The 26,571-nt window shown below is 70.6% G+C and carries 21 protein-coding genes, 2 tRNA genes and 1 pseudogene; 20 read left to right on the top strand and 4 right to left on the bottom strand.

Features of this window, described 5'->3' with window-relative positions; all coding sequences use genetic code 11:
- Positions 1 to 23 precede the first annotated feature (23 nt).
- The 9 genes from EV382_RS18340 (at position 24) to EV382_RS18300 (ending at position 12,299) form a co-directional block, all read left to right on the top strand.
- Entirely contained in the window at positions 24 to 632 is a 609-nt protein-coding gene (locus EV382_RS18340; protein WP_130403547.1) for an EboA domain-containing protein, read from the top strand.
- On the top strand, positions 633 to 1,490 hold the full coding sequence (locus EV382_RS18335) for a TatD family hydrolase (RefSeq protein WP_130403545.1): 858 nt from the start codon (positions 633 to 635) through the stop codon (positions 1,488 to 1,490).
- Complete coding sequence (gene eboE, locus EV382_RS18330; RefSeq protein ID WP_130403543.1) at positions 1,490 to 2,689, top strand: metabolite traffic protein EboE; 1,200 nt, start codon at positions 1,490 to 1,492, stop codon at positions 2,687 to 2,689. Before EV382_RS18335 ends, eboE begins: the two co-directional genes overlap by 1 nt.
- A complete protein-coding gene (locus tag EV382_RS18325) occupies positions 2,686 to 4,101 on the top strand; it encodes an alkaline phosphatase family protein (protein ID WP_130403541.1) in 1,416 nt (471 codons plus the stop codon). Before eboE ends, EV382_RS18325 begins: the two co-directional genes overlap by 4 nt.
- The gene (locus EV382_RS18320; RefSeq protein WP_130403539.1) at positions 4,098 to 5,165 is read left to right on the top strand and encodes a polyprenyl synthetase family protein; all 1,068 of its coding nucleotides are present in this window, start codon (positions 4,098 to 4,100) and stop codon (positions 5,163 to 5,165) included. Before EV382_RS18325 ends, EV382_RS18320 begins: the two co-directional genes overlap by 4 nt.
- A gap of 216 nt (positions 5,166 to 5,381) precedes the next feature.
- Positions 5,382 to 8,237 carry a PQQ-dependent sugar dehydrogenase gene (locus EV382_RS18315; protein ID WP_130403537.1) on the top strand — a complete coding sequence of 952 codons (2,856 nt, stop codon included), beginning with the start codon at positions 5,382 to 5,384 and terminating at the stop codon, positions 8,235 to 8,237.
- A 76-nt stretch (positions 8,238 to 8,313) separates the two neighbouring features.
- The gene (locus EV382_RS18310) at positions 8,314 to 10,422 is read left to right on the top strand and encodes a ThuA domain-containing protein (RefSeq protein WP_130403535.1); all 2,109 of its coding nucleotides are present in this window, start codon (positions 8,314 to 8,316) and stop codon (positions 10,420 to 10,422) included.
- A 159-nt stretch (positions 10,423 to 10,581) separates the two neighbouring features.
- Entirely contained in the window at positions 10,582 to 11,082 is a 501-nt protein-coding gene (locus tag EV382_RS18305) for a sensor histidine kinase (RefSeq protein ID WP_165435825.1), read from the top strand.
- Between the two features lie 209 nt (positions 11,083 to 11,291).
- On the top strand, positions 11,292 to 12,299 hold the full coding sequence (locus EV382_RS18300; RefSeq protein WP_130403531.1) for a sugar phosphate isomerase/epimerase family protein: 1,008 nt from the start codon (positions 11,292 to 11,294) through the stop codon (positions 12,297 to 12,299).
- Positions 12,300 to 12,363: 64 nt separating this feature from the next.
- Here EV382_RS18300 and EV382_RS18295 read toward each other — a convergent pair whose 3' ends face one another.
- Positions 12,364 to 12,768: a hypothetical protein gene (locus EV382_RS18295; protein WP_130403529.1), complete on the bottom strand. Its 405-nt coding sequence runs from the start codon at positions 12,766 to 12,768 to the stop codon at positions 12,364 to 12,366.
- A gap of 261 nt (positions 12,769 to 13,029) precedes the next feature.
- Here EV382_RS18295 and EV382_RS18290 point away from each other — a divergent pair.
- From EV382_RS18290 to EV382_RS18250, 9 genes and pseudogenes are all read left to right on the top strand, one after another.
- Positions 13,030 to 13,102 (top strand) — tRNA-Asn (locus EV382_RS18290).
- Positions 13,103 to 13,472: 370 nt separating this feature from the next.
- A complete protein-coding gene (locus tag EV382_RS18285; protein ID WP_130403527.1) occupies positions 13,473 to 15,590 on the top strand; it encodes an MMPL family transporter in 2,118 nt (705 codons plus the stop codon).
- A gap of 19 nt (positions 15,591 to 15,609) precedes the next feature.
- Positions 15,610 to 15,910 (top strand): annotated as a pseudogene (locus EV382_RS33545) (amine oxidase); the annotation flags it as partial.
- An 8-nt stretch (positions 15,911 to 15,918) separates the two neighbouring features.
- A complete protein-coding gene (locus EV382_RS33540; protein ID WP_130403525.1) occupies positions 15,919 to 16,866 on the top strand; it encodes a tetratricopeptide repeat protein in 948 nt (315 codons plus the stop codon).
- Positions 16,863 to 18,554: a M16 family metallopeptidase gene (locus EV382_RS18270; protein ID WP_130403523.1), complete on the top strand. Its 1,692-nt coding sequence runs from the start codon at positions 16,863 to 16,865 to the stop codon at positions 18,552 to 18,554. The genes EV382_RS33540 and EV382_RS18270 overlap by 4 nt, the downstream gene beginning before the upstream one ends.
- Positions 18,555 to 18,617: 63 nt before the next feature.
- Positions 18,618 to 18,691: transfer RNA gene (locus EV382_RS18265), tRNA-Ile, on the top strand.
- A gap of 79 nt (positions 18,692 to 18,770) precedes the next feature.
- Positions 18,771 to 19,163 carry a type II toxin-antitoxin system RelE/ParE family toxin gene (locus tag EV382_RS18260; protein ID WP_130403521.1) on the top strand — a complete coding sequence of 131 codons (393 nt, stop codon included), beginning with the start codon at positions 18,771 to 18,773 and terminating at the stop codon, positions 19,161 to 19,163.
- Positions 19,163 to 19,477, top strand: a complete 315-nt coding sequence (locus EV382_RS18255) for a transcriptional regulator (protein WP_120727370.1) — start codon at positions 19,163 to 19,165, stop codon at positions 19,475 to 19,477. The genes EV382_RS18260 and EV382_RS18255 overlap by 1 nt, the downstream gene beginning before the upstream one ends.
- A 444-nt stretch (positions 19,478 to 19,921) precedes the next feature.
- Positions 19,922 to 21,364 (top strand): chymotrypsin family serine protease, encoded by a 1,443-nt coding sequence (locus EV382_RS18250; RefSeq protein ID WP_130403519.1) that lies wholly within the window; start codon positions 19,922 to 19,924, stop codon positions 21,362 to 21,364.
- 80 nt (positions 21,365 to 21,444) lie between these two features.
- On the opposite strand, the gene EV382_RS18245 is transcribed toward EV382_RS18250, so the two are convergent.
- From EV382_RS18245 to EV382_RS18235, 3 genes are all read right to left on the bottom strand, one after another.
- Positions 21,445 to 21,789: a hypothetical protein gene (locus tag EV382_RS18245; protein WP_130403516.1), complete on the bottom strand. Its 345-nt coding sequence runs from the start codon at positions 21,787 to 21,789 to the stop codon at positions 21,445 to 21,447.
- Between the two features lie 101 nt (positions 21,790 to 21,890).
- The gene (locus tag EV382_RS18240) at positions 21,891 to 22,244 is read right to left on the bottom strand and encodes a hypothetical protein (protein WP_130403514.1); all 354 of its coding nucleotides are present in this window, start codon (positions 22,242 to 22,244) and stop codon (positions 21,891 to 21,893) included.
- Between the two features lie 6 nt (positions 22,245 to 22,250).
- Positions 22,251 to 22,685 (bottom strand): hypothetical protein, encoded by a 435-nt coding sequence (locus EV382_RS18235; RefSeq protein ID WP_130403512.1) that lies wholly within the window; start codon positions 22,683 to 22,685, stop codon positions 22,251 to 22,253.
- Positions 22,686 to 22,963: 278 nt separating this feature from the next.
- Between EV382_RS18235 and EV382_RS18230 the strand changes: the two genes are divergently transcribed.
- Both EV382_RS18230 and EV382_RS18225 read left to right on the top strand, forming a co-directional pair.
- Positions 22,964 to 25,735 (top strand): AfsR/SARP family transcriptional regulator, encoded by a 2,772-nt coding sequence (locus EV382_RS18230; RefSeq protein WP_244236967.1) that lies wholly within the window; start codon positions 22,964 to 22,966, stop codon positions 25,733 to 25,735.
- A gap of 94 nt (positions 25,736 to 25,829) precedes the next feature.
- Entirely contained in the window at positions 25,830 to 26,552 is a 723-nt protein-coding gene (locus EV382_RS18225) for a hypothetical protein (protein ID WP_130403508.1), read from the top strand.
- Positions 26,553 to 26,571 lie beyond the last annotated feature (19 nt).

Raw genomic sequence — 26,571 nt, 5'->3', positions numbered from 1 at the left:
AGCAGCAAGAGGGAGGAGACGGGATGACACCGGATTCACTACGGGCCGCGCTGGGAGGCGTACCCGATCCCGACTGGCTGGACACGGCGCTGCGGCGGGTCGCCGCCGAGCCCACCGCGATCACCCGGCTCTTCCCCGCCGTCGGCCGACGCTGCGGTCGGGCCGCGCTCCCCGAGGCCCCCGGCTGGACCGCCGACGACGCGGCCCGGGTGCTGCTGCTCACCAGCCTGCCCGGCGACCACGCGGAGTACGCCGAGCGCCTCTACCAGCACGGTGACGCGGCCGAACGACGAGCCGTGCTGCGCGCCCTGCCGTTGCTGCCGATCGGCGCCGACGGGGTGCCGTTGCTGCACGACGCGATCCGGACCAACGACACCCGACTGGTCGCCGCCGCGCTCGGCCCCTACGCCCGGCACCTCGACCCGGCCGCCTGGCGGCAGGCGGTGCTCAAGTGCGTGTTCAGCGGGGTCCCCCTGGCCGTCGTGGCCGACCTGGACACCCGGGCCGACGGCGAACTGGCCGCCATGCTGGCCGCGCTGGCCGCCGAACGACACGCCGCCGGCCGGGACCTGCCCGCCGACGCCACCGACCTGCTCCACCGGCTCACCGCCGCATCGCCCCGGGAGGCGTGAATGCGCATCTTCGACCCCCACATCCACATGACCTCACGCACCACCGACGACTACGAACGGATGGCCGCCGCCGGCGTACGCGCGGTGGTGGAACCGGCGTTCTGGCTGGGGCAACCGCGGACCAGCGCGGCCTCGTTCACCGACTACTTCGACTCGCTGATCGGTTGGGAGCCGTTCCGGGCCGGGCAGTTCGGGGTGCGCCACTTCGCCACCGTCGCGCTGAACCCCAAGGAGGCCAACGACCCGCGCTGCCGTCCGGTCCTCGACCTGCTGCCCCGTTACCTGGACAAGGACGCGGTGGTCGCGGTCGGCGAGATCGGGTACGACTCGATGACGCCCGAGGAGGACGAGGCGTTCGCGGCGCAGCTCGCCCTCGCGGTGGCGTACGACCTGCCGGCGCTGGTGCACACCCCGCACCGGGACAAGGCGCGCGGCTGCGAGCGCACCCTCGCCGTGGTCGCCGAATCCGGCATCGACGCGGGTCGGGTGGTGGTCGACCACCTCAACGAGGTGACCGTCAAGCTGGTCCGCGACAGCGGCTGCTGGTTGGGCTTCTCCATCTACCCGGACACCAAGATGACCCCGCAGCGGATGGTGCAGCTGCTGCGGGAGTACGGCACGGAACGGATGCTGGTCAACTCGGCAGCCGACTGGGGACGCTCCGACCCGCTGCTGACCCGGGCCACCGCAGAGGCGATGCTGCTGGCCGGCTTCAGCGACGACGACGTCGACAAGGTGCTGTGGCGCAACCCGGTGGAGTTCTACGGGCAGTCGGGGCGGCTCGACCTCAGCGAACTGGACGAGGCCGTCGCCGTGGACCCGCAGACCGGCAACTCGATCCTGCGCGGCGGTAGCTGATGCGGCTGCGACATGCCGGCGGTGAGACGGTCCACCTTGGCTACTGCACCAACGTGCACCCCGCCGAGGACCTCGCCGGCATTCTCGGTCAACTGGACACCTACGCGGTGCCGGTCCGCGCGGCGCTCGGCAGTGACGTGCTCGGGCTCGGCCTGTGGCTGGCCGCCCCGGTCGCCGCCGAACTGGCCGCCGACTCCGGGCTGCGCCGCCGGTTGCGCGCCGAGCTGGACGCGCGCGGGCTGGAGGTGGTCACCCTCAACGGCTTCCCGTACGCGGCCTTCCAGGCGCCCGTGGTCAAGCAGGACGTGTACCACCCGGACTGGACCACCGGGCAGCGCCTGACGTACACCCTGAACCTGGCCCGGGTGCTCGCCGACCTGCTGCCCGACGACGCCGCCCGGGGTTCCATCTCCACCCTGCCGCTGGCGTGGCGTCAACCGTGGGACACCGGCCGGGCCGACGCGGCCCGCCGCCGGCTGGACGAGCTGGCCGCCGGTTTGGCCACGGTGCAGCGCGACACCGGCCGCGAGGTGCGCATCGCGTTCGAGCCGGAGCCCGGCTGCGTGGTGGAGAGCAGCGCCCAGGCGGCGGCGCTGTTCGCCGGGATGGACACCGAACGGCTGGGTGTCTGTCTCGACCTGGCCCACCTGGCCTGCGCCTGGGAGGAACCGGCCGAGGCGCTGCACCGACTGCGGGCGGCCGGGCTGCCGGTGGTGAAGGTGCAGGTCTCCGCCGCCGTCGAGGCCGCCGACCCGCAGGGTGGGGCCGAGGCGCTGCGCCGCTGGGTGGAGCCACGCTTCCTGCACCAGACCCGGGGCGCCGGGTGCGCCGCGCTGGCCGACCCGGCCGACCCGGCGTACGCGGCCGACGACCTGGACGAGGCGCTGGAGCGGGCGCTGCCCGGCCCGTGGCGGGTGCACTACCACGTGCCCCTGCACGCCCCACCCGAGGAACCGCTCGGCTCGACCCTGCCGGTCCTCCGTGCAGCCCTGAGAGCGCTCTTCGACGGCCCGAACGCCGGCTGCGACCACCTCGACGTCGAGACGTACACCTGGGGGGTGCTGCCGGCCGCACGACGGCCCGGCACCGACGCGGAGCTGGCCGCCGGCATCGCCGCGGAGCTGGCCTTCGCCCGAGACGAACTGGTCGGCCTCGGTCTGACCGTGGAACGCAACGTGAGCATGGGGGTGACGCGATGAGCCGGCGACTGGTGGTCCTCGACGTGGTGGGGTTGACGCCCCGGTTACTGGCGCACATGCCCCGGCTGCGGGGGGTCGCCGACGGCGGCTTCCGGGCCGAGCTGGGCACCGTGCTGCCCGCGGTGACCTGTTCGGTGCAGTCCACCTTCCTCACCGGCGAACCGCCGAGTGGGCACGGGATCGTCGGCAACGGGTGGTATTTCCGGGAGTTGGGCGAGGTGCTGCTGTGGCGGCAGCACAACGCGCTGGTCGGCGGGGACAAGCTCTGGCAGGCCGCCCGTCGCGCCGAGCCCGGCTACACCGTGGCCAACGTCTGCTGGTGGTACGCCATGGGCGCGGACGTCAACTGGACGGTGACGCCCCGCCCGGTCTACTACGCCGACGGGCGCAAGGAACCGGACTGCTACACCGACCCTCCGGAGCTGCACGACGCGCTCACCGGGCGGCTGGGCACCTTCCCGCTCTTCACCTACTGGGGGCCGACGGCCGGGCTGCCGTCGTCGCGGTGGATCTGCCAGGCGGCCGAGCAGATCCTCGCCGACGTGTCGCCCGATCTGACACTGGTCTACGTCCCGCACCTCGACTACGACCTGCAACGCTTCGGGCCCTCGTCGGCCCAGGCCGCTGCCGCCGCAGCCGAGCTGGACGCGGTGCTCGGCCCGCTCCTGGACGCCGCCCGGGCGCGCGACGCCACGGTGGTGGTGTTGTCGGAGTACGGCATCAGCGACGTGTCCCGCCCGGTGGACGTCAACCGGCTGCTGCGCGCCGAAGGGCTGCTGCGGGTGCACACCCAGGCGGGCATGGAGTACCTCGATCCGTGGACGTCGAAGGCGTTCGCGGTCGCCGACCACCAGGTCGCGCACGTCTACGTCAAGGATCCGGTCGACGTGCCGGCGGTGGCGAAGCTCTGCGCCGGCCTGCCCGGGGTGGCCGAGGTGCTCGACGCCGACGGCAAGGCCGCACACGGGCTGGACCATCCGCGCGCCGGTGAGCTGGTGCTGGTTGCCGAGCCGGACGCCTGGTTCACGTACTACTACTGGTTGGACGACGCCCGGGCCCCGGACTTCGCCCGACTCGTGGAGATTCACCGCAAGCCCGGGTACGACCCGGCCGAATTGTTCTTCGACCCGGCCAACCCGGGTGCCGCGAAGGCACGCGCCGGGGTGGCGCTGGCCCGCAAGAAGCTCGGCATGCGCTACCTGATGAGCGCCGTCGGCCTGGATGCCGGCGCGCGGGCGGTACGCGGCTCGCACGGGCGGCTGCCGGACGACCCGGCGGACGCCCCGGTGCTGCTCTGCTCGGACCCGAGCGCGGCCCGCGACAAGATCGCCGCGACCGAGGTCAAGGGGTTGCTGCTGGAGTTGGCCGGGCTGAGCTCCAGCGGTAACGGCGGGTCGGGGGAGGGGACATGACCGTCACCGTCGCGCCCACCGACGCCAGCGAGCTGCGGGCGCGCTTCGACGCGGAGCTGGCCGGGTTCCTCGACCGGCAGGGCCCGGACTGGCCGGACGGCGCGCCGCGCGGCGTGTTCACCGCGCTCCAACGGTTCGTGCTGGCCGGGGGCAAGCGGTTGCGGCCGCTGTTCTGCTACTGGGGTTGGCGTGGCGCGGGGGCTGCCGACGGGACCCCGATCGTGGTGGCCGCGGCGGCCCTGGAGCTGTTCCACGCGTTCGCGCTGATCCACGACGACATCCTGGACGGCAGCGACCGCCGCCGGGGCGAGCCGTCGGTGCACCGCCTCTTCGCCGACCTGCACGCCCGCTCGTCGTGGCGCGGTGACCCGGAGGCGTACGGGCGCAACACCGCGCTGCTCTGCGGGGATCTCTGCGCGGCCTGGTCGGACCAGATGTTCCACGAGTGCGGGCTGAGCACCGAGCAGGTGCACCGGGGGTACGGCGTGTTCGCGCTGATGCGTACCGAGGTGATCGCCGGGGAGTACCTGGACCTGGTCTCCGGGGTGGGCGACGGCTCGGTGGCCAGCGCGCTCACCGTGATCCGGATGAAGGCCGCCCGGTACACGGTCACCCGGCCGTTGCAGATCGGCGCGGCCCTGGCCGGGGCGGGTCCGGAGCTGATCGCCGCGTTGGGCGAGTTCGGTGACCCGCTGGGTGACGCGTTCCAGCTCCGCGACGACGTCCTGGGCGTGTTCGGCGACCCGGCGGTCACCGGGAAGTCGGTCCTTGACGACCTGCGGGAGGGCAAGCCCACGGTCATGATGGCGCTGGCCCGCAGCGCCGCCGACCGGCCGCAGACCCTGCGGTTGCGGGAGCTGTTCGGCAACCCGGCGTTGGACGCCGAGGGCGCGGCGGAGCTGCGCGACATCATCGAGGCGACCGGCGCGCGGGAGCGGATCGAGCAGATGATCCGGGTCCGGACCGAGGCCGCGCTCTCCGCCCTGCGCAACGCCGTGGTGGCCGACGAGGCCCGCGCGGCCCTGGTGGCGCTGGCCGGGCAGGCGATCGACCGACGCGCCTGACCGGCGACTTTCGATCAAATCGACGAAAGTTGATGCTGAACCGCCGGAAGGCATGGACACATCGAGATGTACGACTTAGTGTCGTGACCAACACGACAATGTTTCGTCGAGGTGAACCGGCGGCGCGGTAACCCATCGACCCCTCCACCGCTACGGCATCCGGCGCGACGGCGCGCGCCCGGCCTGGCAGTCACACGTCAGGAAGGGACGGCACAGATGTCTATCAAGGACGCTCCTCGACAACGGTCCCGACGATGGTTCTCCGCCGGATCAGCACTGCTGCTGGCGGTCGCCGCCGGCACGGCCGCCGTCGGCGCCGGCTCGGCCCCCGCACAGGCACACACGATCGTCGCCAGCGACTTCCAGCAGGTCGAGCTGGCCCGTGGCGTGACCGACATGGGTGAGCCGATGTCGTTGGCGGTGCTGCCGGACCGCTCGGTCCTGCACACCGCCCGCAACGGCACCCTGCGCCGCACCGACGCCAACGGCACCACCACCGTGATCGGCACCCTGTCGGTCTACACCCACGACGAGGAGGGGTTGCAGGGCGTCGGGGTCGACCCGGGCTTCGCCAGCAACCGCTACATCTACCTCTACTACGCCCCGCCGCTCTCCACCCCCGGCGGCGACGCACCTGCCACCGGCACCGACTTCTCGGCTTGGAACGGCGTCAACCGCCTCTCCCGGTTCACGCTGAACTCCGACTTCACGCTCAACCAGTCCAGCAAGGTCGACGTGCTCGACGTCCCGGCCAGCCGGGGCATCTGCTGCCACGTCGGTGGGGACATCGACTTCGACGCCGCCGGCAACCTCTACCTCTCCACCGGGGACGACACCAACCCGTTCGAGTCGTCCGGCTACTCGCCGTTGGACGAGCGGACCAACCGCAACCCCGCGTACGACGCGCAGCGCAGCGCCGGCAACACCAACGACCTGCGCGGCAAGATCCTGCGGATCAAGGTGAACGCCAACGGCACCTACTCCATCCCGTCGGGCAACCTCTTCGCGCCCGGCACGGCCAGCACCCGGCCGGAGATCTACGCGATGGGGTTCCGCAACCCGTTCCGGATCAGCGTGGACAAGGCCACCGGCGTGGTCTACGTCGGTGACTACGGGCCGGACGCCGGCTCCACCAGCTCCACCCGAGGGCCGTCCGGCCAGGTGGAGTTCAACCGGGTCGCCGCACCGGGCAACTACGGCTGGCCGTACTGCACCGGCACCAACACCACCAGCGAGACGTACAACGAGTGGGACTTCGCGACCAACTCCAGCGGCGCGAAGTACAACTGCACGGGCGGGCCGACCAACAACTCGTTCCGCAACACCGGCCGGACCACCCTGCCGCCCGCCCAGCCGGCCTGGATCCGGTACGCCGGCGACGCCGGCACCCCGACCGAGTTCGGCGGGGGCTCCGAGTCGCCGATGGGCGGCCCGGTCTACCGGTACAACGCCTCGTCGACCTCCACCACCAAGTTCCCGCAGTCGTTCGACGGGCAGTTCTTCGCCACTGAGTTCGGTCGAGGCTGGATCAAGCCGATCCACGTCAACTCCGACGGCTCCCGGGGCGCCATCGACACCTTCCCCTGGGTGGGCAAGCAGGTGATGGACTCGGCGTTCGGCCCGGACGGCGCGTACTACGTGCTCGACTACGGCACCGGCTACTTCAACGGCGACGCCAACTCGGCGCTCTACCGCTTCGACTACGTCGGCGGCGGCAACCGGGCGCCCACCGCGGCGGCCAGCGCCAACCGCACGTCCGGGGCCGCCCCGCTCGCGGTCACCTTCTCCTCGGCCGGCTCGTCCGACCCCGAAGGTGGGGCGCTGACTTACTCGTGGGCCTTCGGTGACGGCACCACCTCGACCGCCGCCAACCCGACGAAGACGTACACCGCCAACGGCACCTACACCGCAACGCTGACGGTGCGGGACCCGCAGGGCGCCACCGGCAGCAGCAGCGTGCAGATCAACGTCGGTAACACCGCGCCCACGGTCACGATCAACAACCCGGGCAACGGTCAGCTGTTCAGCTTCGGGGACACGGTGCCGTACAGCATCACGGTGACCGACCCGGAGGACGGCACCATCGACTGCACGAAGGTCAAGATGACCTACGTGCTCGGGCACGACCAGCACGGCCACCAGATCACCTCGAAGACCGGGTGCTCGGGCTCGATCACCATCCCGGTCGACGGTGAGCACGACGATGCGGCGAACATCTTCGCGATCTTCGACGCCGAGTACACCGACGCGGGTGGGCTGACCACGCACACCCAGCACACGCTGCCGCCACGGCACCGCCAGGCCGAGTTCTACGGCACCTCGTCCGGGATCAACGTGTTCAGCAAGACCCCGGCCGAGGGCGGCAAGACCGTCGGCGACATCCACAACGGCGACTGGATCGCGTTCCAGCCGTACCGGCTGGGCAACGTGACCTCGTTCAACGCCCGGGTCTCCTCGGCGGGTTCCGGCGGCACCCTCCAGGTGCGGGCCGGCTCGGCCACCGGGACGGTGCTCGGCTCGGCCACGGTCCCGGTGACCGGCGGCTGGGAAACCTTCACCACGGTCACCGGGACGATCACCAACCCGCCGACCGGCACGACCACGCTCTACCTGACCTTCGCCGGGTCGGGCACCGGGGCGCTCTACGACCTGGACGCCTTCACCTTCGTCACCGGGACGTCCCCGGCCGGCGGAACGGGGCCGATCAAGGGCCTCGGCGGCAAGTGCCTGGACGTGCGGGGCGCCGCCACCGCCGACGGCACGCAGATTCAGATCTACACCTGTAACGGCACCGCGGCGCAGACCTGGGCGGTCACGCCCAACTCGACGATCAAGGCGTTGGGCAAGTGCCTGGACGTGTCGGGGGGTGCCACCGCCGACGGCACCAAGATTCAGCTCTGGACCTGCAACGGGACCGCCGCGCAGAACTGGGCTGCCCAGGCCGACGGCACGCTCCGCAACCCGTCGTCGGGCAAGTGCCTCGACGTCTCCGGCAGCAACTCCGCGGACAGCACGGTGGTCCGCCTCTGGACCTGCACCGCCGCCGCCAACCAAAAGTGGACCCTGCCCTGAGCTGGCGGGAGGGGCCTCTCCGACAACACCTAGTGTGAGGTGAGAGGCCCCTCCTAACCGCGATTAGGAGAGCGATATGCGCAGACGCCTGCGACCCGTCCTCGGTGCGGCCATGGCCGCACTCGCCGTCATCGCCTGCACCACCCCGGCCACCCCGGCCAGCGCCGCCGACGCCCCCTACGACGTGCTGGTCTTCTCCAAGACCGCCGGTTTCCGGCACGACGCGATCCCGGTCGGTATCCAGACCATCCGCGACCTGGGCGCGGCGAACAACTTCACCGTCACCGCGACCGAGGACGCCGCCGCGTTCACCACCAGCAATCTCGCCCAGTACGAGGCGGTCGTCTTCCTCAACACCACCGGCGACGTGCTCAACGCCAGCCAGCAGACCGCCTTCGAGTCGTACATCGGCTCCGGCCGTGGGTACGTGGGGGTGCACGCCGCGGCCGACACCGAGTACGACTGGCCGTTCTACGGCAACCTGGTGGGCGCGTGGTTCGCCTCGCACCCGGCAATCCAGCAGGCCAACATCAAGGTGGAGGACCGGGGCCACGCGGCCACCGGGCACCTGCCGCAGACCTGGACCCGCACCGACGAGTGGTACAACTACCGGACCAACGCCCGGTCGACCGCCCACGTGTTGGCGACCCTGGACGAGTCGTCGTACTCCGGCGGCGGGATGGGTGCCGACCACCCGCTGAGCTGGTGCAAGAGCTACAGCGGTGGACGTTCCTTCTACACCGGCGCGGGGCACACCCAGGCGTCGTACGCGGAGCCGAACTTCCGCAACCACCTGCTCGGCGGCATCCGGTACGCCTCGGGCCGGAGCAAGGCCGACTGCCGGCCCGAGACCGGCTACACCCCGCTGTTCAACGGCTCGACGGCCGGCTGGTCGCAGGCCGGCCCGGGCAGCTTCACCAACTCCGACGCCACCCTGACCTCGGTCGGCGGCATGGGGCTGTACTGGTACAACACGAAGCAGTTCACCAACTACTCGCTGAAGCTGGACTGGAAGCTGCTCGGCGACGACAACTCCGGCATCTTCATCGGTTTCCCGCCGTCCAGTGACCCGTGGTCGGCCGTGGACAACGGGTACGAGATCCAGATCGACGCCACCGACGCGGCCGACCGCACCACCGGCGCGGTCTACACGTTCAAGTCCGCCGACATCGCCGCTCGCGACGCGGCGCTGAACGCGCCGGGGGAGTGGAACACCTACGAGCTGTTGGTCGAGGGTGAGCGGCTACAGATCTTCCTCAACGGGGTGAAGATCAACGATTTCACCAACACCGACCCGGTCCGTTCGCTGGCCGGTCACATCGGCATCCAGAACCACGGCACCGGGGACGACGCCCTCTTCCGCAACATCCGGATCAAGGAGTTGGGCACCACCCCGCCGCCGACCGGCACGATCCAGGCCGAGGCGTTCAGCTCGGCCAACGGCGTCTCCGCGTTCGCCAAGGCGGGTGCCAACGGCGGGCAGACCATCGGCTACATCGACCCGGGCGACTGGGCCGGTTACAACGGGGTCGACCTGACCGGGGTCACCTCGTTCACGTCCCGGGTCGTCTCCGGCGGCCCGGGTGGCACCATCCAGGTGCGCACCGGCTCGGCCACCGGCCCGGTGCTCGGCTCGGTCGCCGTGCCCAACACGGGCAGCTGGACGACCTTCGCCAACGTCACCACCGCGCTGTCCAACGTCCCGTCCGGCACCCAGAACCTCTACCTCACCTTCACCGGTAGCGGCACGGGGCTCTTCGACGTGGACGACTTCACCCTGGTCAAGGGGGGTGGGGGCACGAACGGGGTCGGCCCGATCAAGGGTCTCGCCGGAAAGTGTCTGGACGTGCGCGGCGGCGGCACCGCCGACGGCACCCAGATCCAGATCTACACCTGCAACAACAGCGCGGCGCAGACCTGGACCGTGACGCCGAATTCGACGATCAAGGCGCTCGGCAAGTGCCTGGACGTCAACGGCAACGGCACCGCCAACGGCACCAAGATCCAGCTCTGGACCTGCAACGGCAGCGGCGCCCAGAACTGGGCGGCCCAGTCCGACGGCACCCTGCGCAACCCGTCGTCGGGCAAGTGCCTGGACGTCTCCGGCAACAACTCCGCCGACAGCACCATCGTGCACCTCTGGACCTGCCTCAACGCGGCCAACCAGAAGTGGATCCTGCCCTGATCGACTGATCCCGGAAGGGTCGGGAGGCGGTGTCCCTCACGAGCGTGATGCCTCTGAATCATCTTGATGACTCAGAGGCATCACGCTCGCACTGATTCGTCCGCCGCCCCGCGGACGCCCGCGGACCGGCTCACAGCCGACTGCCGTACCTTGACCTGCATGGGGCGGTTCGCGCAGTGGCGCGGGAGGGTGCTCGCGCAGGGGCACCGGCTGGGTGATGCGCTGCGCCGGCCCGGCGAGCCGGACGATCCGTCGCCCGCGCCCAGCTTGAACCGCCTGGACGCATTGGTGGAGGGCTTCACCGCCGGCCAACCGGTGCGGTGGAGCATGGCCGGGCAACCCCGGCCGCTGCCCGGCCCGGTCGACGTCGTGGCGTACCGGATCATCGAGGAAGCGTTGCTCAACGCGTGCCGCCACGCGCCCGGCGCTCCGGTCGGAGTGCGCCTGCGCTACGACGCGGCGGGCATCACCATCGAGGTCCGCGACGAGGGCGCCGGTCCCGCTTCGTCAGGCGGCGGCACCCAGGCCGCCGGGCGAGGTCTGCCCGGGGTACGCAGGCGCGCCGAGCGGCTGGGCGGCACGTTCTCCGCCGGCCCGCGCGCCGGTGGCGGCTTCACCGTACGAGCCGTGCTCCCCGCGCCCGAGGAGATGGCCGAATGATCGGCCGATCGCGGGGCTTCCCCGATGGGGTCATGCGGAAATAGGGTGGAGGACGGCGACCGTGCTGGTGGCCGGTGACCCGGTGGGAGGCGCAACCCGCCGGGCTCAGGTGCTCCGCACCCACCGGTGACCGCCCGACGCCGCGTACGTCCGGTCACCCTCGCCCCGGTCCGCACAAGGAATCCCCATCACAACAGGGGAGAAGGACAATGGCGCGACCCATCACGCTCTTCACGGGCCAGTGGGCCGACCTTCCGTTCGAGGAGGTCTGCCGGCTCGCCTCCGAGTGGGGCTACGACGGTCTGGAGATCGCCTGCTGGGGCGACCACTTCGAGGTCGACAAGGCGCTCGCCGACGACTCGTACATCGAGCGTAAGAAAGAGACCCTCGCGAAGCACAACCTCCAGGTCTTCACGATCTCCAACCACCTCGTTGGTCAGGCGGTCTGCGACCACCCGATCGACGAGCGGCACCAGGACATCCTGCCCGGCCGCATCTGGGGCGACGGGGAGCCGGAGGGGGTCCGCCAGCGGGCCGCCGAGGAGATCAAGGACACCGCGCGGGCGGCGGCGAAGCTCGGGGTGAAGACGGTCGTCGGCTTCACCGGTTCGTCGATCTGGCACACCCTGGCGATGTTCCCGCCGGTGCCGCCGTCGATGATCGAGCGCGGTTACCAGGACTTCGCCGACCGGTGGAACCCGATCCTCGACGTGTTCGACGAGGTGGGGGTGCGGTTCGCGCACGAGGTGCACCCGAGCGAGATCGCGTACGACTACTGGACGACGAAGCGGACGTTGGAAGCGATCGGCAACCGGCCCGCGTTCGGGCTGAACTGGGACCCGTCGCACTTCGTCTGGCAGGAGCTGGACCCGGTGAACTTCATCTTCGACTTCGCCGACCGGATCTACCACGTGGACTGCAAGGACGCGAAGGTGCGTACCGGGGATGGCCGGCGTGGCCGGCTCGCCTCGCACCTGCCCTGGGCCGACCTGCGTCGCGGGTGGGACTTCGTCTCCACCGGCCACGGCGACGTGCCCTGGGAGGACTGCTTCCGCGCGTTGAACGCGATCGGCTACACCGGCCCGATCTCCGTCGAGTGGGAGGACGCCGGGATGGACCGGCTGGTCGGCGCACCGGAGGCGTTGCAGTTCGTCCGCCGGCTCGCCTTCGACGCACCGAGCGCCGCCTTCGACGCGGCGTTCAGCAGCAAGGACTGACCCCACGTCGGACAGACCACGGGCCGGTCGCCCTACGGCGACCGGCCCGTGAACGTGCGGTTGGTCAGAGCGTGCTGGCGTTCGTGCCCGAGCCGGACGGCTTGGTGCGGGGGTTGGTGGACGTCGGCGACCCGGAGGTCGTGCCGACGGTGCTGGTGCCCGCCTTGGCGCCCACGGTGGCGGGCGTGCCGGCGAACGCGTCGTCGGCGGCGGTCAACTCCTGCTTGCCGGTGCTGCCGTTGCCGGTGCCCAGCTTCTCGCCCAGTTTGGTCTGGCCGAGCTTGTCCTTGCCCTCGCTGTAGAGCTTGTTGGCCTGGGCCTGCGCGACCCCGGCCGCCTCCTGGACGGTCGGGTGGTCGAGCACCTTGCGGCCCCGGACCACGAGCTCTTCGTACTTTTCCCGGCCGGCACGGGCGCCCAGGACGAATCCCGCAGCCAGCCCGCCAAGAAACATGATCTTTCCGCGCATGGCGGCTCCTTCCGTACCTGACGCGCCGTCACCCCGCCGAGTTGCCCCGCCGGAAGGCGACCTGTTCGCGCCTGCGTCCTCTGTCCGCAGCTAACTACCCATCCTGCTCTGCGCTCAAGCATGCTTGTGCCGGGATGGCGATTTACCCCGTTTGTCAATGCGCCGGCGGGGAGGGAACCCACTGGACCACCACCGGGGGATGTCCTGTACTCTTGTCCCGTCGCACGGCGTCGGGGAGATCCGAAGCCGAGCGGTGCACGATCCCCTGTAGCTCAATTGGCAGAGCAGCCGGCTGTTAACCGGCAGGTTATTGGTTCGAGTCCAATCGGGGGAGCTTCTCCACCACAACGCCCGTCGGCCCCGGCCAACGGGCGTTAGTCATATCCCCCCACCCACCCCACCCCACCCCCCGCCCCGCCCGGCCCCACCCACGCCCCTGAGCCGGGTCGATCATGGAGTTGTGGTGCCGGAGTTATGCCGTTCTGTCACCTTCGTCCACCACCACAACTCCTTGATCGACGCGGGCGGAGGTGTCGGACGCGCAGCACCGCAACTCCTTGATCGACGCGGGCGGAGGTGTTGGACGCGCAGCACCGCAACTCCTTGATCGACGCGGGCGGGGATGCCGGGTTTGTGCTTTTAGTGGATGTTTTGGCGGCAGGATGGGCGGTGTGTGGGCCGGCCTTTTGGGGGTGTGAGTGGGGATGTCGGGGCGGGGCGGCAGGGCCACGCTGATCGCCGTGGCGGTCGTGCTGGCCTGGTTGGTGATCGGGGGCGTGGCCGGCCCGTACGCCGGGCGTCTCAGCGAGGTCGCCACCAACGACAACGCGGCCTTCCTGCCCACCGACGCCGAGGCGACCCGGGCGCAGGACCTCGCTGGCGAGTTCGTCGACCGGCAGACCATCCCGGCCCTGGTCGTCTACGCCCGGCCCACCGGGATCACCGACGCGGACCGGCAACGGGTGAGCGCCGACGCCGCCCGGTTCGCCCAGATCCCCGGCGTGGTCACCCCCCTACCCCCACCCATCCCCAGCCAGGACGGCCAGGCGCTCCAGGTCGTCGTACCGGTGGACGACGCCGAAGGTGAGGAGATCGGCGCGATCGTCGACCAGCTCCGCGACATCACCGGCGGCGACCGGGACGGCCTCACCGTGGACGTCGCCGGCCCGGCCGGTCTGCTCGCCGACCTGATCAAAGTCTTCTCTGCCATCGACGGACCACTGCTGCTGGTCACCCTGGTCGTGGTGCTGATCATCCTGCTGGTCGTCTACCGCAGCCCGGTCCTCTGGATCTTCCCGCTGCTCGCCGCCGGGATGTCGTACGCCCTCGCCTCGGTCTTCGTCTACCTGCTCGCCGACGCCGACGTGGTCAAGCTCAACGGGCAGGCCCAGGGCATCCTCACCGTGCTGGTCTTCGGCGCCGGCACCGACTACGCGCTGCTGATGATCGCCCGGTACCGGGAGGAGCTGCACCGGCACGACCGCCCCTGGCCCGCCATGAAGACCGCCTGGAAGGGTGCGGCACCGGCCATCATCGCGTCCGGCGGCACGGTCATCGTCAGCCTGCTCTGCCTGCTGCTGTCCAGCCTCAACTCCAACCGGGCGCTCGGCCCGGTCGCCGCCATCGGCATCGCCGCCACCCTGCTGGTGATGCTCACCTTCCTGCCCGCGCTGCTGGTGCTCGGCGGGCGGTGGGCGTTCTGGCCCCGACGGCCCCGAGCCGACCAGGCCGACCCGCGGGCCGAACACGGCATCTGGAGCCGCATCGCCGGCTTCGTCGCCCGGCACGCCCGGCCGATCTGGCTGAGCACCGCCGTCGTGCTGGCCCTGCTGACGTTCGGCCTCACCCAGCTCGGCGCGACCACCCTCGGCCAGTCCGACCTGTTCACCCAGCGCACCGACTCGGTCGACGGCCAGGAGGTGATTTCCCGCCACTATCCGGCCGGCACCGGCAGCCCGGCCACCATCTTCACCGCCGAGCGGACCGCCCGACAGGTCGCCCAGGTGGCGAAGGACGTGCCCGGCGTCGCCGACGTCCGCCCCCTACCGGCCGGCCCGCAGACCGGCCCACCCGAGGAGAACGCCGCCCCGAAGGTCGTCGACGGGCGGGTGCAGCTGGAGGCGACCCTGTCCGACCCACCCGACAGCGACGGCGCCGAGCGGACCATTCGCGAGCTGCGCGTGGCCGTCCACCGGGTGCCCGACGCGGACGCGGTGGTCGGTGGCTTCACCGCGATCAACGTGGACACCTCGGACGCCGCGAAGCGCGACCAGAACGTCATCATCCCGGTGGTGCTGGTGGTCATCGCGGTCATCCTGGCCGTGCTGCTGCGCGCGCTGCTCGCCCCGCTGCTGCTGATCGCCACCGTGCTGCTCAGCTTCGCGGCCACCCTCGGCCTCTGCGCCCTGCTGTTCCGGTACGTCTTCGACTTCCCCGGCGTGGACGCGGCGTTCCCGCTGTTCGCGTTCGTCTTCCTGGTCGCGCTCGGCATCGACTACAACATCTTCCTGATGAGCCGCGTCCGTGAAGAGTCGGTCAAGCGTGGCACCCGGGCCGGGGTGCTCGGCGGCCTCGCCGTCACCGGCGGGGTGATCACCTCCGCCGGCATCGTGCTCGCCGCGACCTTCTCCGCGCTGGCTGTCCTACCGCTGGTGGTGCTCGTCGAGCTGGGTACGGCGGTCGCGCTCGGGGTGCTGATCGACACGATCATCGTCCGGTCGCTGCTGGTGCCGGCGCTCGCGTACGACATCGGGCCGAAGGTCTGGTGGCCGGGCCGGTTGTCCCGGGCGAACGGTGAGCGGGCGGCGCGCGACGGTGGTTGAGACGGTCGCGCGTCACCGGTCAGCCCCACCCGAGCCGACCATTCGGGCCGAGTTGACCCGGCTGTACGGCCGGTGCGCCGCCGGCTGAAACCACCGCGCCACCGCGGCCATCCCCGCCGCGCCCCGCCGCAGGGGCGGCTGCGCAAACCGGTGGCGTTGGGGGAGGGCCCGTTCGTGGCCGGTGACCACCGGACAACCCATCGATCCAGGGTGCTCTCACCAGCGGATGGCGCGCCGCCGGCGCGGTGCTGAACGAGCTGCGTACCGGTCGATACCCGCCGCAAAATGAGGGCACCGCAGCCGTAAATGATCACCTATGATCCCCGCCATGCCCGCCCCCCTACCGGCCCCCACCTTCGACGCCGGTGCCGCGTACCCCGAGGTCAAGAATCTGCGCACGGCCCTCGATGCCGCCGACTGGCCCGCCGTTCGCGCCATGGTCGCCGACCGCGACCCGGACGCCCGGACGATGCTGGCCGGGGTCGTCGCCGATCGGCCCGGGATCGAGGCGTTTCTCCAGCGGGCGTACGACGACAACCCCGAGGACCCCCACGCCGGCCTGCTGCTCGGCGCCTACCTGATTCGCGCCGGCTGGCGGATCCGCAGCTCCTACCGCGCGCAGCACGTCAGCCGGTCCCAGTTCGCCCAGTTCCACGAACACCTGCGCCGCTCCGAGCGGGTGCTCATCGACGTCACCGCCCGGTACCCGGACGATGCGGCCGCCTGGACCCAACGGATCACCAACAACCGTGGCCTCCAACTGGGACAGGCCGAAGCGCGCCGCCGCTACGACCGTCTCGCACAGCACCACCCGCACCACGCGCCCGCGCAGTCGAGCCTGCTCCAGCAGTTCTGCCCGAAGTGGAGCGGCACCTGGGACCGCGCGTTCGGCTTCGCCAGGGAGTGCACCCAGGCCGCCCCGGACGGGGCGCACAACGCGGTCCTGATCGCCGAGGCGCACCTCGAACGCTGGCTGGAGTTCGACACCGAACGGGAGAGTGCCGCGTACCTGCGCGACACCGCGGTGGTCGACGAGGTCATGCAGGCCGGGCAGCGGTCCGTGCTGCACCCCGACTTCGTCGACGGGCCCGGCTGGGTGTCAGTTCGCTCGGCGTTCGCGCTGATCTTCAGCCTGACCGAGCAGTGGACCGCCGCCGCCAGCCAGTTCACCGCCCTCGGAAACCGGGGCACCGACTACCCCTGGGACTACGTCGACGGAGTCGCAGGCTTCACGAAGTACCGCGCCAAGGCGTACGCGAAGGGCGGCCAGTCATGATCCAACACCTGGACGTGGACGGGGTGCCCACGCTCCTCGCCGCCACCGGCGGGCCGATGCGCGCCGGGCTGACCTTCCGGGTCGGCACCGCCGACGAGACGCTCGCCAGCTCCGGCATCACCCACCTCATCGAGCACCTCGCGCTCGCGCCGCTCGGCCTGGCCGACTACCACGTCAACGGGGCGACCGCCCAGGCGTTCACCACGTTCCACACCCAGGGCTCCGACGCGGACATCGCGGCCTTCCTCACCGCTGTCTGCGGGAACCTCACCAACCTGCCGCTAGCGAGGCTGGACGTCGAGAAGGAGATCCTGCGGACCGAGTGGAGCAGTCGGGGCGGCGCCGCAGTCGACAACATCCCACTGTGGCGACACGGTGCCCGGGACTACGGGCTGACCAGCTACCCCGAGTGGGGCCTGGGCGCGCTCACCGCCGACGACCTGCGCGAGTGGGCCGCCCGGTGGCTCACCCGGGAGAACGCGGTGCTCTGGATCGCCGGTGATCGGGTGCCCGCCGACCTGCGGTTGGCGCTGCCCACCGGAACCCGCCAGCCCGTACCGACGGCGTCGTCGGCGCTGCCCCAGACGCCCGCGTACTTCGTGAACGGCTCCCGGGCCGTCGTGCTCGACTCGGTGGTGCGGCGGAGCGCCGCCGCCAGTGTCTTCAGCGGCGTGCTGGAACGGGAGCTGTACCGCTCGTTGCGCCAGGACGCCGGCCTCTCCTACACCACCACCACGGGGTACGAGCCGCGCGGCGACGGCTACGCCACGCTGCGGGCACTTGCCGACGCGCTACCGGAGAAGCAGGACGCGGTGCTCGGCGGCTTCATCGACGTGTTGGCCAAGATGCGAGTCGGCCGAATCGAACAGGCGGATCTCGACGCCACCATCGCCAAGCGGGAAGACATCCTCGGCATCGCCGAGGTGGACGCGGCACGGCTGCCGTCGTACGCCCTCGACCTCCTGGCCGGAGAACCGACCCGCACCGTCGACGAGCACCGGGTCGAGCTCAAGGCCGTCGACCTCGCCGCCCTGCACGAGGTGGCGAAAGAGATGTCCGCGTCGGCGCTGCTGATGGTGCCCGGCGGACTCAGCGCCGACTGGGCCGGCTTCGTCGCCGCACCCACTCACTCGACCGAGATCCTGCAGGGCTCCACCTACACGTCGAAGGAAGGGAACTCCGCGCTGCGCGTCGGCGTGGACGGGGTGACCGTTCTGCAGACCGACAATCCGCTGACCGTCCGGTACGACGACTGCGCCGCCATGCTGGTCTGGCCGGACGGCGCCCGCCAGCTCATCGGCTCGGACGCTATCGCACTGCACATCGAGCCCACCCTGTACAACCTGAACCCGGGGACGATCCCGGCCATCGACGCCAAGGTGCCAGACGACCGGCAGATCGCCATGCCGGCCCGCGACCCAGACGAGATCCCACAGCCACAGACCGCCGTACGGCAGCACACGGAATCCGCCGACAGCACCTGGTGGGAACTCCCCGTGATGGTGCTCAGCGGAATGGGCATCCTCCTGGTCGGTGCCCTGAGCGTGCTGCTGACCCTCGCCATGCTCCTCACCGAGACCGAACCGGGCGAGGAACAGCTCTGGGGTGCTGTCGTGGTGCTCTGGCTGCTCACTGTTATTCTCGCGTTGCCCATCGTGAAGCTGCAGCGACGGCGGCGGGGTCGATGAGGTGGGGCTGGAACGCTGCTGGCCCGTGATCCACCGGGCGGGATAAGATCCGGCGCGGTGTTCGGGGCGGTAGCTCAGCCGGTTAGAGCAGGGGACTCATAATCCCTCGGTCGCGGGTTCGAGTCCCGCCCGCCCCACCGATGTCATTCTGGTCTCGAACTGCGCTTCTTGGTTCGTATGCTGTCGCTAACTATAGCCTGGGCTATAGTTAGCTCCATGCCTCACGGTTCCGATCGTCGCTGGGCGATCAGAACGACCAGCGATGTCCGCGACTGGTTGCGCTCGCTCCGCCCTACCGATCCGGCGACGTACCGGTCGGTCAACGTGGCGATCGACATGCTCGCTGACGCCGGTCCGGGTTTGGGGCGTCCACTGGTCGACACGCTCAAAGGTTCGAACATCAGCAACCTCAAGGAGCTGCGACCGAGGTCTGGGCGGGAAGTCGCCATCCGGGTTCTGTTCGTCTTCGATCCCTGGTCGCAGGCGGTGTTGTTGGTGGCCGGCAATAAGGCCGGCGACTGGTCTCGATGGTACGAGGAAGCAATTCCGGTCGCCGAGGTCGCGTACGAGGGCTGGCTTGCCTTTGAGAGGAAGCGGAGGGAGGGCTGATGGGCGACTTCCATGACTGGGACGACATCCGTGCCGAGCTGCACGACGGGGACGACGACGCGCTCGATGTGGAGCGTGCCCGTACCGAGGCGTGGGTCAGCGCGTTCCACCTCGCCGAGGAGCGTAAGCGGCTGGGTCTCACTCAGCGGCAGGTGGCCGAGTTGATGGGGGTCACGCCGGGCCGGGTCAGCCAGATCGAGAATGGCGACCTGGAGGCCAACGAGGTTGCGACCCTCAGCCGGTACGCCCGAGCGCTGGGCGCTCGCATGCGGATCATCTTCGACTACGGCAGCGATCTCCGTCAGATCGCCTGATCCTGCGCCGGGCCATGGTGGTACCTCCGGCCCACCAACTGTTCTCCCAGGTCAGCCACGCTGCCGACGACCCGGACAGACCGCGTCGAGATCAGGACCGATGCCTCAGGTAGCAGCAGCACAGCGGCTGTGGGGCCGGGGTGACGTCGTACCCGGTTGCTACGGTCAGCCGCAGCTGGCCGGTCAGAGCAACCCCATGCGGGACAGCGCGGCTACGGGGGGCGGGCAGTGGTAGGTCCCCGGAGTGATCCCGGGACTGAATATGGGACACCGCGACCCGCCCCGCCCCGCCGGCCAACCGCCCGGCGATTGGGTGACGCACGCCACTCGATTGATCCTTAAATAGATCGGCGGCTATATAATCTGCTCCGTCCACCACTAGTGGTACGGGGAGGATCGATGCACGTTGGACGAAGGTTCGTCCGATCTTCAGTCGCTCTCGCAATGTTGATCACAACTATCGTCGCAGGTCAGGGCCAGGTGGCCGCTGCGTCGGAGAAGTCGGAGACACCGGCGGACGCGCTGGTCGCCAGCGACGAGGTACGCGCCAAGGCGCAGAAGACGTTGGCCAGCGTCGGCAGGAGTGCCGCGCCGAGGCTCGTCGAGGACGAGGACGGGCAACTCCTGCGCGCCACAAGCGAAGTGCCCGACTTCGCCGGCATCTGGCTCGACGACGGCCCGACGGGGGCGGTGACGACCATCGCGGTCGCTCGATCCGGTCGCCAGGGCGCTCAGGTCGCCGCCGATGTGCAGGACGCGTTCCGCCGGCAGCCGGCCGCAGCGCTGGCTCTCAGCGAGGGCGCCACGGCGCTCGCAAAGCCGGGCACCCGCGTGCGGACCGTCGAGGTCTCGTACACGTTCGCGCAGCTGAAGAAGTGGCAGACCGTGATGGACGCGCTGCTCGCTGACGGCGTGGTGACCTTCACGGACGCCGACGAGCGCAACAACACCGTCACCGTCGGCGTCAGCGACCAGGGGGCGCGTGCGGACATCGTCCGGTACGCGAAGAAGGCGGGCGTTCCCAGCGATGCGCTGAATGTCGTCGAGGCGACCTTCGGCCGCCAGTCGCTCCGGGACGACCACCGGCCGGTGAGCGGCGGTCAACAGATCTCGTACGCGCTTCCGGTCATCGGGGACGTCGGCACCATCTGGTACACGGCTTCGTGCACCCTGGGTGTCACCGCCCGCATCGTCAACACCTCCCCGGCGGTCCCGGGCTACCTGACGAACTCCCACTGCTCCACGGATTACGCCGAGACCGACTACGTGTACCACTGGCAGCCCGAGATCCCCTGGGGTGCCTTGTGGAACACCGCCAACCGCATCGGCTACGAGGTGCTCGATCCGTCGCTGTACACCGGAAACCCGTACGGCTCGGACGCGCTGGCGTGCCCGTCCGGCTACCAGTGCCGGCTCAGCGACGCGGCTTTCGGGGCGTTCGACGGCGATTACACGTCCACGCCGACCGGCTGGATCGCCAGGCCCTCGACCACCGGCACCATCAACTGGAACGGCTCCGACAAGTACCGCATCACGGCTACTGGAACGCCCACCGGTGCCATCCGCGCGGTCGGCCGTACCTCCGGCATGACCACCGGCACGATTACTCAGAGTTGCGTCCGGATCAGCAACATCGCGGACATGCCGAATATCGGCCAGAACTGCCAGTACCTCGGGACCTACTCGTCCCAGCCAGGCGACTCCGGCGGCCCGGTTTTCCGCGTGACCAACAGCCCGCTCACCAACGATGTGACGTTCGTCGGATTGAACTGGGGCTCCGGCACGGTCAACGGGCAGCCCATCGGCATCGTCTCGGCCTGGCCGATGATGCAGGCTGACTTCTACCCGTACGACGTTCGGGTGTGCGTCTCCGTCTACGGCTGCTAGCACCGCCCGCAGGAGGGCCGGACGCCCCGGAGGCGTCCGGCCCGCAGGCGTCAACCGCGCGGCGGCACCTCACCCGGCGGTCAGGTTTGGTACAGCACCGCCCGGTAGCCCCACAACGCCGCGACGATCAGCACCGCGATCCCTACTGCCAACGGCCACCAGCGACCACGCGGGCGGGCGAGGGCGACGACGACGGTCGCCACGTACAGCACCGCGACGACAGCCGTCCAGAGTGTCGCGGTGGGCACCCGATCGGCGATCCGGCAGCCCGCAGGCACGGGCAGGACGGTCGCGCAGACGTCAAAGCGCGGCACGGCCAACCACCAGAAGCCCGCCACGGCGGCCCCCGCTATGACAGTGGCCGCCGCGACCCCAAGCCACGAGCGGGCGCGCGCGGGCACCCTCATCCCCGCCGACTCAGTCATAGCCGGAACTATATTCGTCGGCCTTGCCGGAGACCCACGTTGTCCAGGGCGCGGTCGATGTGTGGTCGTGTGCGTACGCTCGTCGTCTGTGTGCGCGGCGGTCACCAGTCCTCGCAGGGGAAATGCGTTGACCGTACGCAGTCGTGATTCAGGATCAGCAGGACTCGAAACCGTCCGCTGTCGGCTAGCTGGTGGAAGAGCCTCGTGCCGAGCTCAGCCGTCGCGCTCGGATTCGACACGTCCAAACAGAAGGGGTGGCTGCGGAAGGGCTCGTCCGTGTCGGGGTCGGTATCGAGCCAGACGGCGAAGTTGTCGTCCGCGCCAAAGAAGTGCCGCTGGTCGCCGGCTCTTTCCACCAGTTCCACGCCGATGATGCCGGCGACCGTCAACGCGACCTGCTCCAGTGGTGGCAGCCCATCCGCCTCGACCGGCCCGAGAAGCAACGTGGTTTCCATGTTCGTTCACCATTCCCTCAGCCGCTGCCGCCACCACGCCCGCGCGTGCCAGGAACTCCGCTCGGCAGCTCGGGGGTCTGGCAGTGTCTTGCGGAGGAACTCCTCGTCCAACGGGTCGATGACACGCTGCAACTCGCGGCGGGCGGGCGCTGGCAGTCGGCGCAGCGCGTCGTCGAGGACGTCCCGCTGCTCGACCGGATCGCCGCAGCCCGGACAGGAGCAGCAGTCCAGGGACAGCTCCAGCCACCGCCCTGACTGCCGAATCGTACGACGATACGCATCCAGCGCGGTCGCTACCGAGATGCCCGGATGCCTGCGTTCGAGCCTGACGATCGCCGCGTTCGCCCCGTTCGACAGACCATCAATGCGGCGGGTTGTGCCGGCGGCCCGCCCGGCCGACGGAAACAGGGAGCGCAGCGCCCCGGGAGATCTACGCGCCATGGACCTTTCGAGGCTGACTCATGGCGAACACCCTGCCACACCACGGTCACGACCTGCCAACGTATTTGGGCAACCCGCCTCGGGGCGCCGAGAGCGTGATCGACTCGCATTTCAGGAAGTCGCGGTGTCCGGACGCGGGTGATAGCCCGGATTCCGGAAACCCGAGTGGATCAGCGGGCGCCGGCAGAGCGAACAGCCCAGGCCGTGGATCGTGTCCAGTCCGCGACGAACAGAGCCGGGTCGCCGGGCTGCGGATTTAGCCTGATTCGGTGATCTCGATGGTTGGCGCGGGCGTGCGGGTGAGGCTGCTCGGGCCGGTGGAGGTGGTCGTCGCCGGCAGTCCGCAGGCGGTCAACGGGTTGCGCCGCAGGGCGGTACTGGCGACGTTGGCACTGCACGCGGGCCGAGTCGTCAGTGTCGACCGGCTCATCGACGTGGTCTGGGGCGACCACCTACCGGCCACCGCGGCGAACACCTTGCAACGGCACGTCTCCTACCTGCGCGGGGTGCTCGGCGAGCCGGGATCGATCGTGGCGCGCCCGCCCGGTTACCTGCTCGACACCGGGCCGGATTCCACGGATGTCCAGGCCGCCGAGCGCCTCATCGACCTGGCCCGGCGGTCGACGGACCGGCACGAGCAGGTCAAGCACCTGACGGCCGCGGTGGCCCTCTGGCGAGGTCCGCCGTTGGCCGACGTGGCCGGGTCCGCGTGGCTTGAGGAGCAGGCGGAACACCTGGCACGCCTACGGTTGGAGGCCGAACGGTCGCTCGTCCAGGCCCGGTTGTCCCTCGGCGAGCACGCCGGGCTCGTCCCCGGGTTGGAACAGCTGGTCCGGCAGCACCCGTTCGACGAGCACCTGCACGCGCAGCTGATGCTCGCCCTGTACCGCGATGGCCGACAGAGCGAAGCGGTCGCCACGTACCGGCGGCTGCGCGACAGCCTGCGGGAGAACCTCGGCATCGACCCGGGTCCGCGGCTACGGGACCTGGAGTGCGCCATCCTGCGCCAGGACACCGCGATCGCCGCACCGGCACCGGCCGCCACGGCATCGGCGCCGGTGGCGGCGCAGCTGCCTCCGCCCGTACCCACGTTCACCGGACGTGACGCGGAGCTCGCCGCACTGGACGCGCTCGTCGACCGGGGCGGCGCCGTGGTGGTGTCCGGGACCGCCGGCGTCGGCAAGACCACCCTCGCCGTGCACTGGGCGCACCACGCCGCCGCGCACTTCCCCGACGGGCAGCTCTACGTCAACCTGCGCGGCTTCGACCCGGCGGCCACCCCGACCGAACCGGCGCGGGTGCTGCACGGGTTCCTGGAGGCGCTCGGCGTTCCGGCAGCCCGGATGCCCAGCGACCCGGACACGATGACCAGCCTGTACCGCACGACGGTGGCGGGCAAGCGGCTGCTGGTGGTGCTCGACAACGCGCGCGACGCGGAACAGGTCCGGCCGCTGCTGCCCGGCTCACCGGACTGCCTCGCCATCGTTACCAGCCGCGACCGGCTCATCCCGTTGGTCGTCACCGAGAGCGCCCAACCGGTGCCGCTCGACCTGCTGAGCCCCGGCGAAGCCCGCGCCATGCTGGTCGGCCGACTCGGGGCACGTCAGGTCGCCGCCGAACCCGAGGCCGCCGACGACATCGCCCAGCGGTGCGCGCGGCTGCCCATCGCCCTGGCCATCGTGGCGGCCAGGGCCGCCACCAACCGGCACTTCTCGCTGGCCGCCGTCGCCGGTGAACTGGGCGACCTGGACGCCTTCCACGGAGGCGACGAGGCCACCGACGTCCGGGCGGTCTTCTCCTGGTCGTGCCGGACCCTCAGCCCCGCCGCGGCCCGGCTGTTCCGGCTGCTGAGCCTGCACCCGGGCCCGGACGTCTCCGCCCCGGCCGTGGCCAGCCTGGCCGGCGTCGACGGGCCAACCACCGGCCCTCTGCTCACCGAGCTGACCCGGGTGAATCTCTTCACCGAGCACACGTACGGGCGCTACGCGTTCCACGACCTGCTGCGCGCGTACGCCGGCAGCCTCGCCGACGAGGCCGAGCCGCCCACCGAGCGTCGCGACGCCGTCCACCGGCTGCTCGACCACTGCCTGCACACCGCGTACGCCGCCGACCTCGCGCTGCACCCGCACTTCAGCGCGATCAGCCTCCCGCCACCCCGGGCGGGCGTGACGCCGGAACGCCCCCGGAACCGGTCGGCCGCCGCAGCGTGGTTCGCCGCCGAGGTCCCCGTCCTGCTCGCCGCGGTGCCGCTCGCGGCGCGGTCCGGTTTCGAGGGACACGCCTGGCGGCTCGCCTGGACGTCGGCCGGCTACCTGCACCGGCAGGGGCACTGGCAGGACTGGCTCGGCACGCAACAGATCGCGCTGGCCGCCGCGTCCCGCATCGGGGACCAGGCCGGGCAGGGCCACGCCCACCGCAGCCTCGGTCTCGCCTGCTCCCGGCTTCGACGGTACGAGGAGGCCGACGACCACCTGCGGCGGGCGCTCGACCTGTTCACCGACGTCGGCGACGACACCGGACGGGCACACACCCGCCTGAACCTCGGTCAACTGGCGGAGCGGCAGGGGCGGCACCAGCAGGCGCTGCACCATTCCCGGCGGGCCCTGGCCCTGTTCCAGGGGGCCGGAAACCGGGCCGGGCAGGGGTACACCCTCAACGCGGTCGGTTGGCAGGAAGGGCTGCTCGGCAACTACCACCGTGCCCTTGAGTCGTGCGGTGCGGCGCTGCTGATGTTGCAGGAGGTGGACGACGTCCAGGGGCAGGCCGACACCTGGGACAGCCTCGGCCACGCCCATCACCAACTCGGCGACGACCGGCGGGCGATCGCCTGCTACGAGCACGCCCTCGAACTCTTCACCCAGGTCAACGACCGGTACGCCGAAGCGGGCACGTACGTGAACCTGGGCGGCAGTCACCGGGCGCTCGGCGACCTCGCCGCCGCCCGGGCCGCCTGGCGGCGAGCCCTGACCATCCTCGACGAACTCGGCGACGCCGGCGCCGACTCGCTCCGCGCCGACCTCGAACAACTCGACGCCACGCCGTCGCGCTGACGTACCCCCCTTTCCGCGCCGTTTCCGGGCCGTTTCAGCGCGGCTCGGCACTCTTCGGACATCAGTTTCTTCCGCACCAGGAATGGAGCGTCCGATGAGTCGTTTGGCACACCACCTCGCGGTGATCGGGGTAGTCAGCGCGACGGTACTGGCCATGTCCTCCGCCGCCGCCGTGGCCCGGACCGACAAGCCGCCGCACAAGGGCACCGACTGCGTGGTCGAGTACGTCGACGAGCGCGGCGGCGTCGTCCGTACCGAGACCGAGCGCGAAGGCCGAGAGTACGGTCAGTTCCGCTGCGTCGGCGGGCAGTGGACGTTCGCCTGGGAGCCGTTCCGGGCCGACGACATGATCACGGCCGACGCGATCCAGCTCGACCCGTCCGGTGCCGTGTCGGTCCGGCGGTTCACCGGCCCCGCGCTCGGCTACGACCTCACGGTGGGTGAGATGGCCGGCATCGCCCGAGCCATCAGCGGCAGCCGGGAGGTGGTCGTCGACCGCGCGATCGTGGCGGTCGACGACGGCAAGGAGCGGACCCCGGAGCAGATCCAGGCGCTGCTGGCCGGCAAGGACGACACCGGGGTAAAGGTGCTGGACATCGTCGACAAGCCGAACGCCGCCATGTCGACGAAGGACCTCATCGACGAGGCGGGCGGCACCCCGGAAACGACAGTCGTCTACTTCAGCATCTGGGGTGCGATCAAGGCGGCGGTCGCCTGGGTCGTGGACAAGATCGGCGATATCGGCGAGTGGATCGACGACCACTGCGACTGGGGATCCCCCAACGACGTGGGCGACATCGTGACGTGTCGCTGGTAGCCCGTTCGACCCCGCCGAC

The organism is Micromonospora violae (genome assembly GCF_004217135.1).
Classification (GTDB): domain Bacteria; phylum Actinomycetota; class Actinomycetes; order Mycobacteriales; family Micromonosporaceae; genus Micromonospora; species Micromonospora violae.
This window is presented reverse-complemented; position numbering and strand designations above follow the sequence as displayed.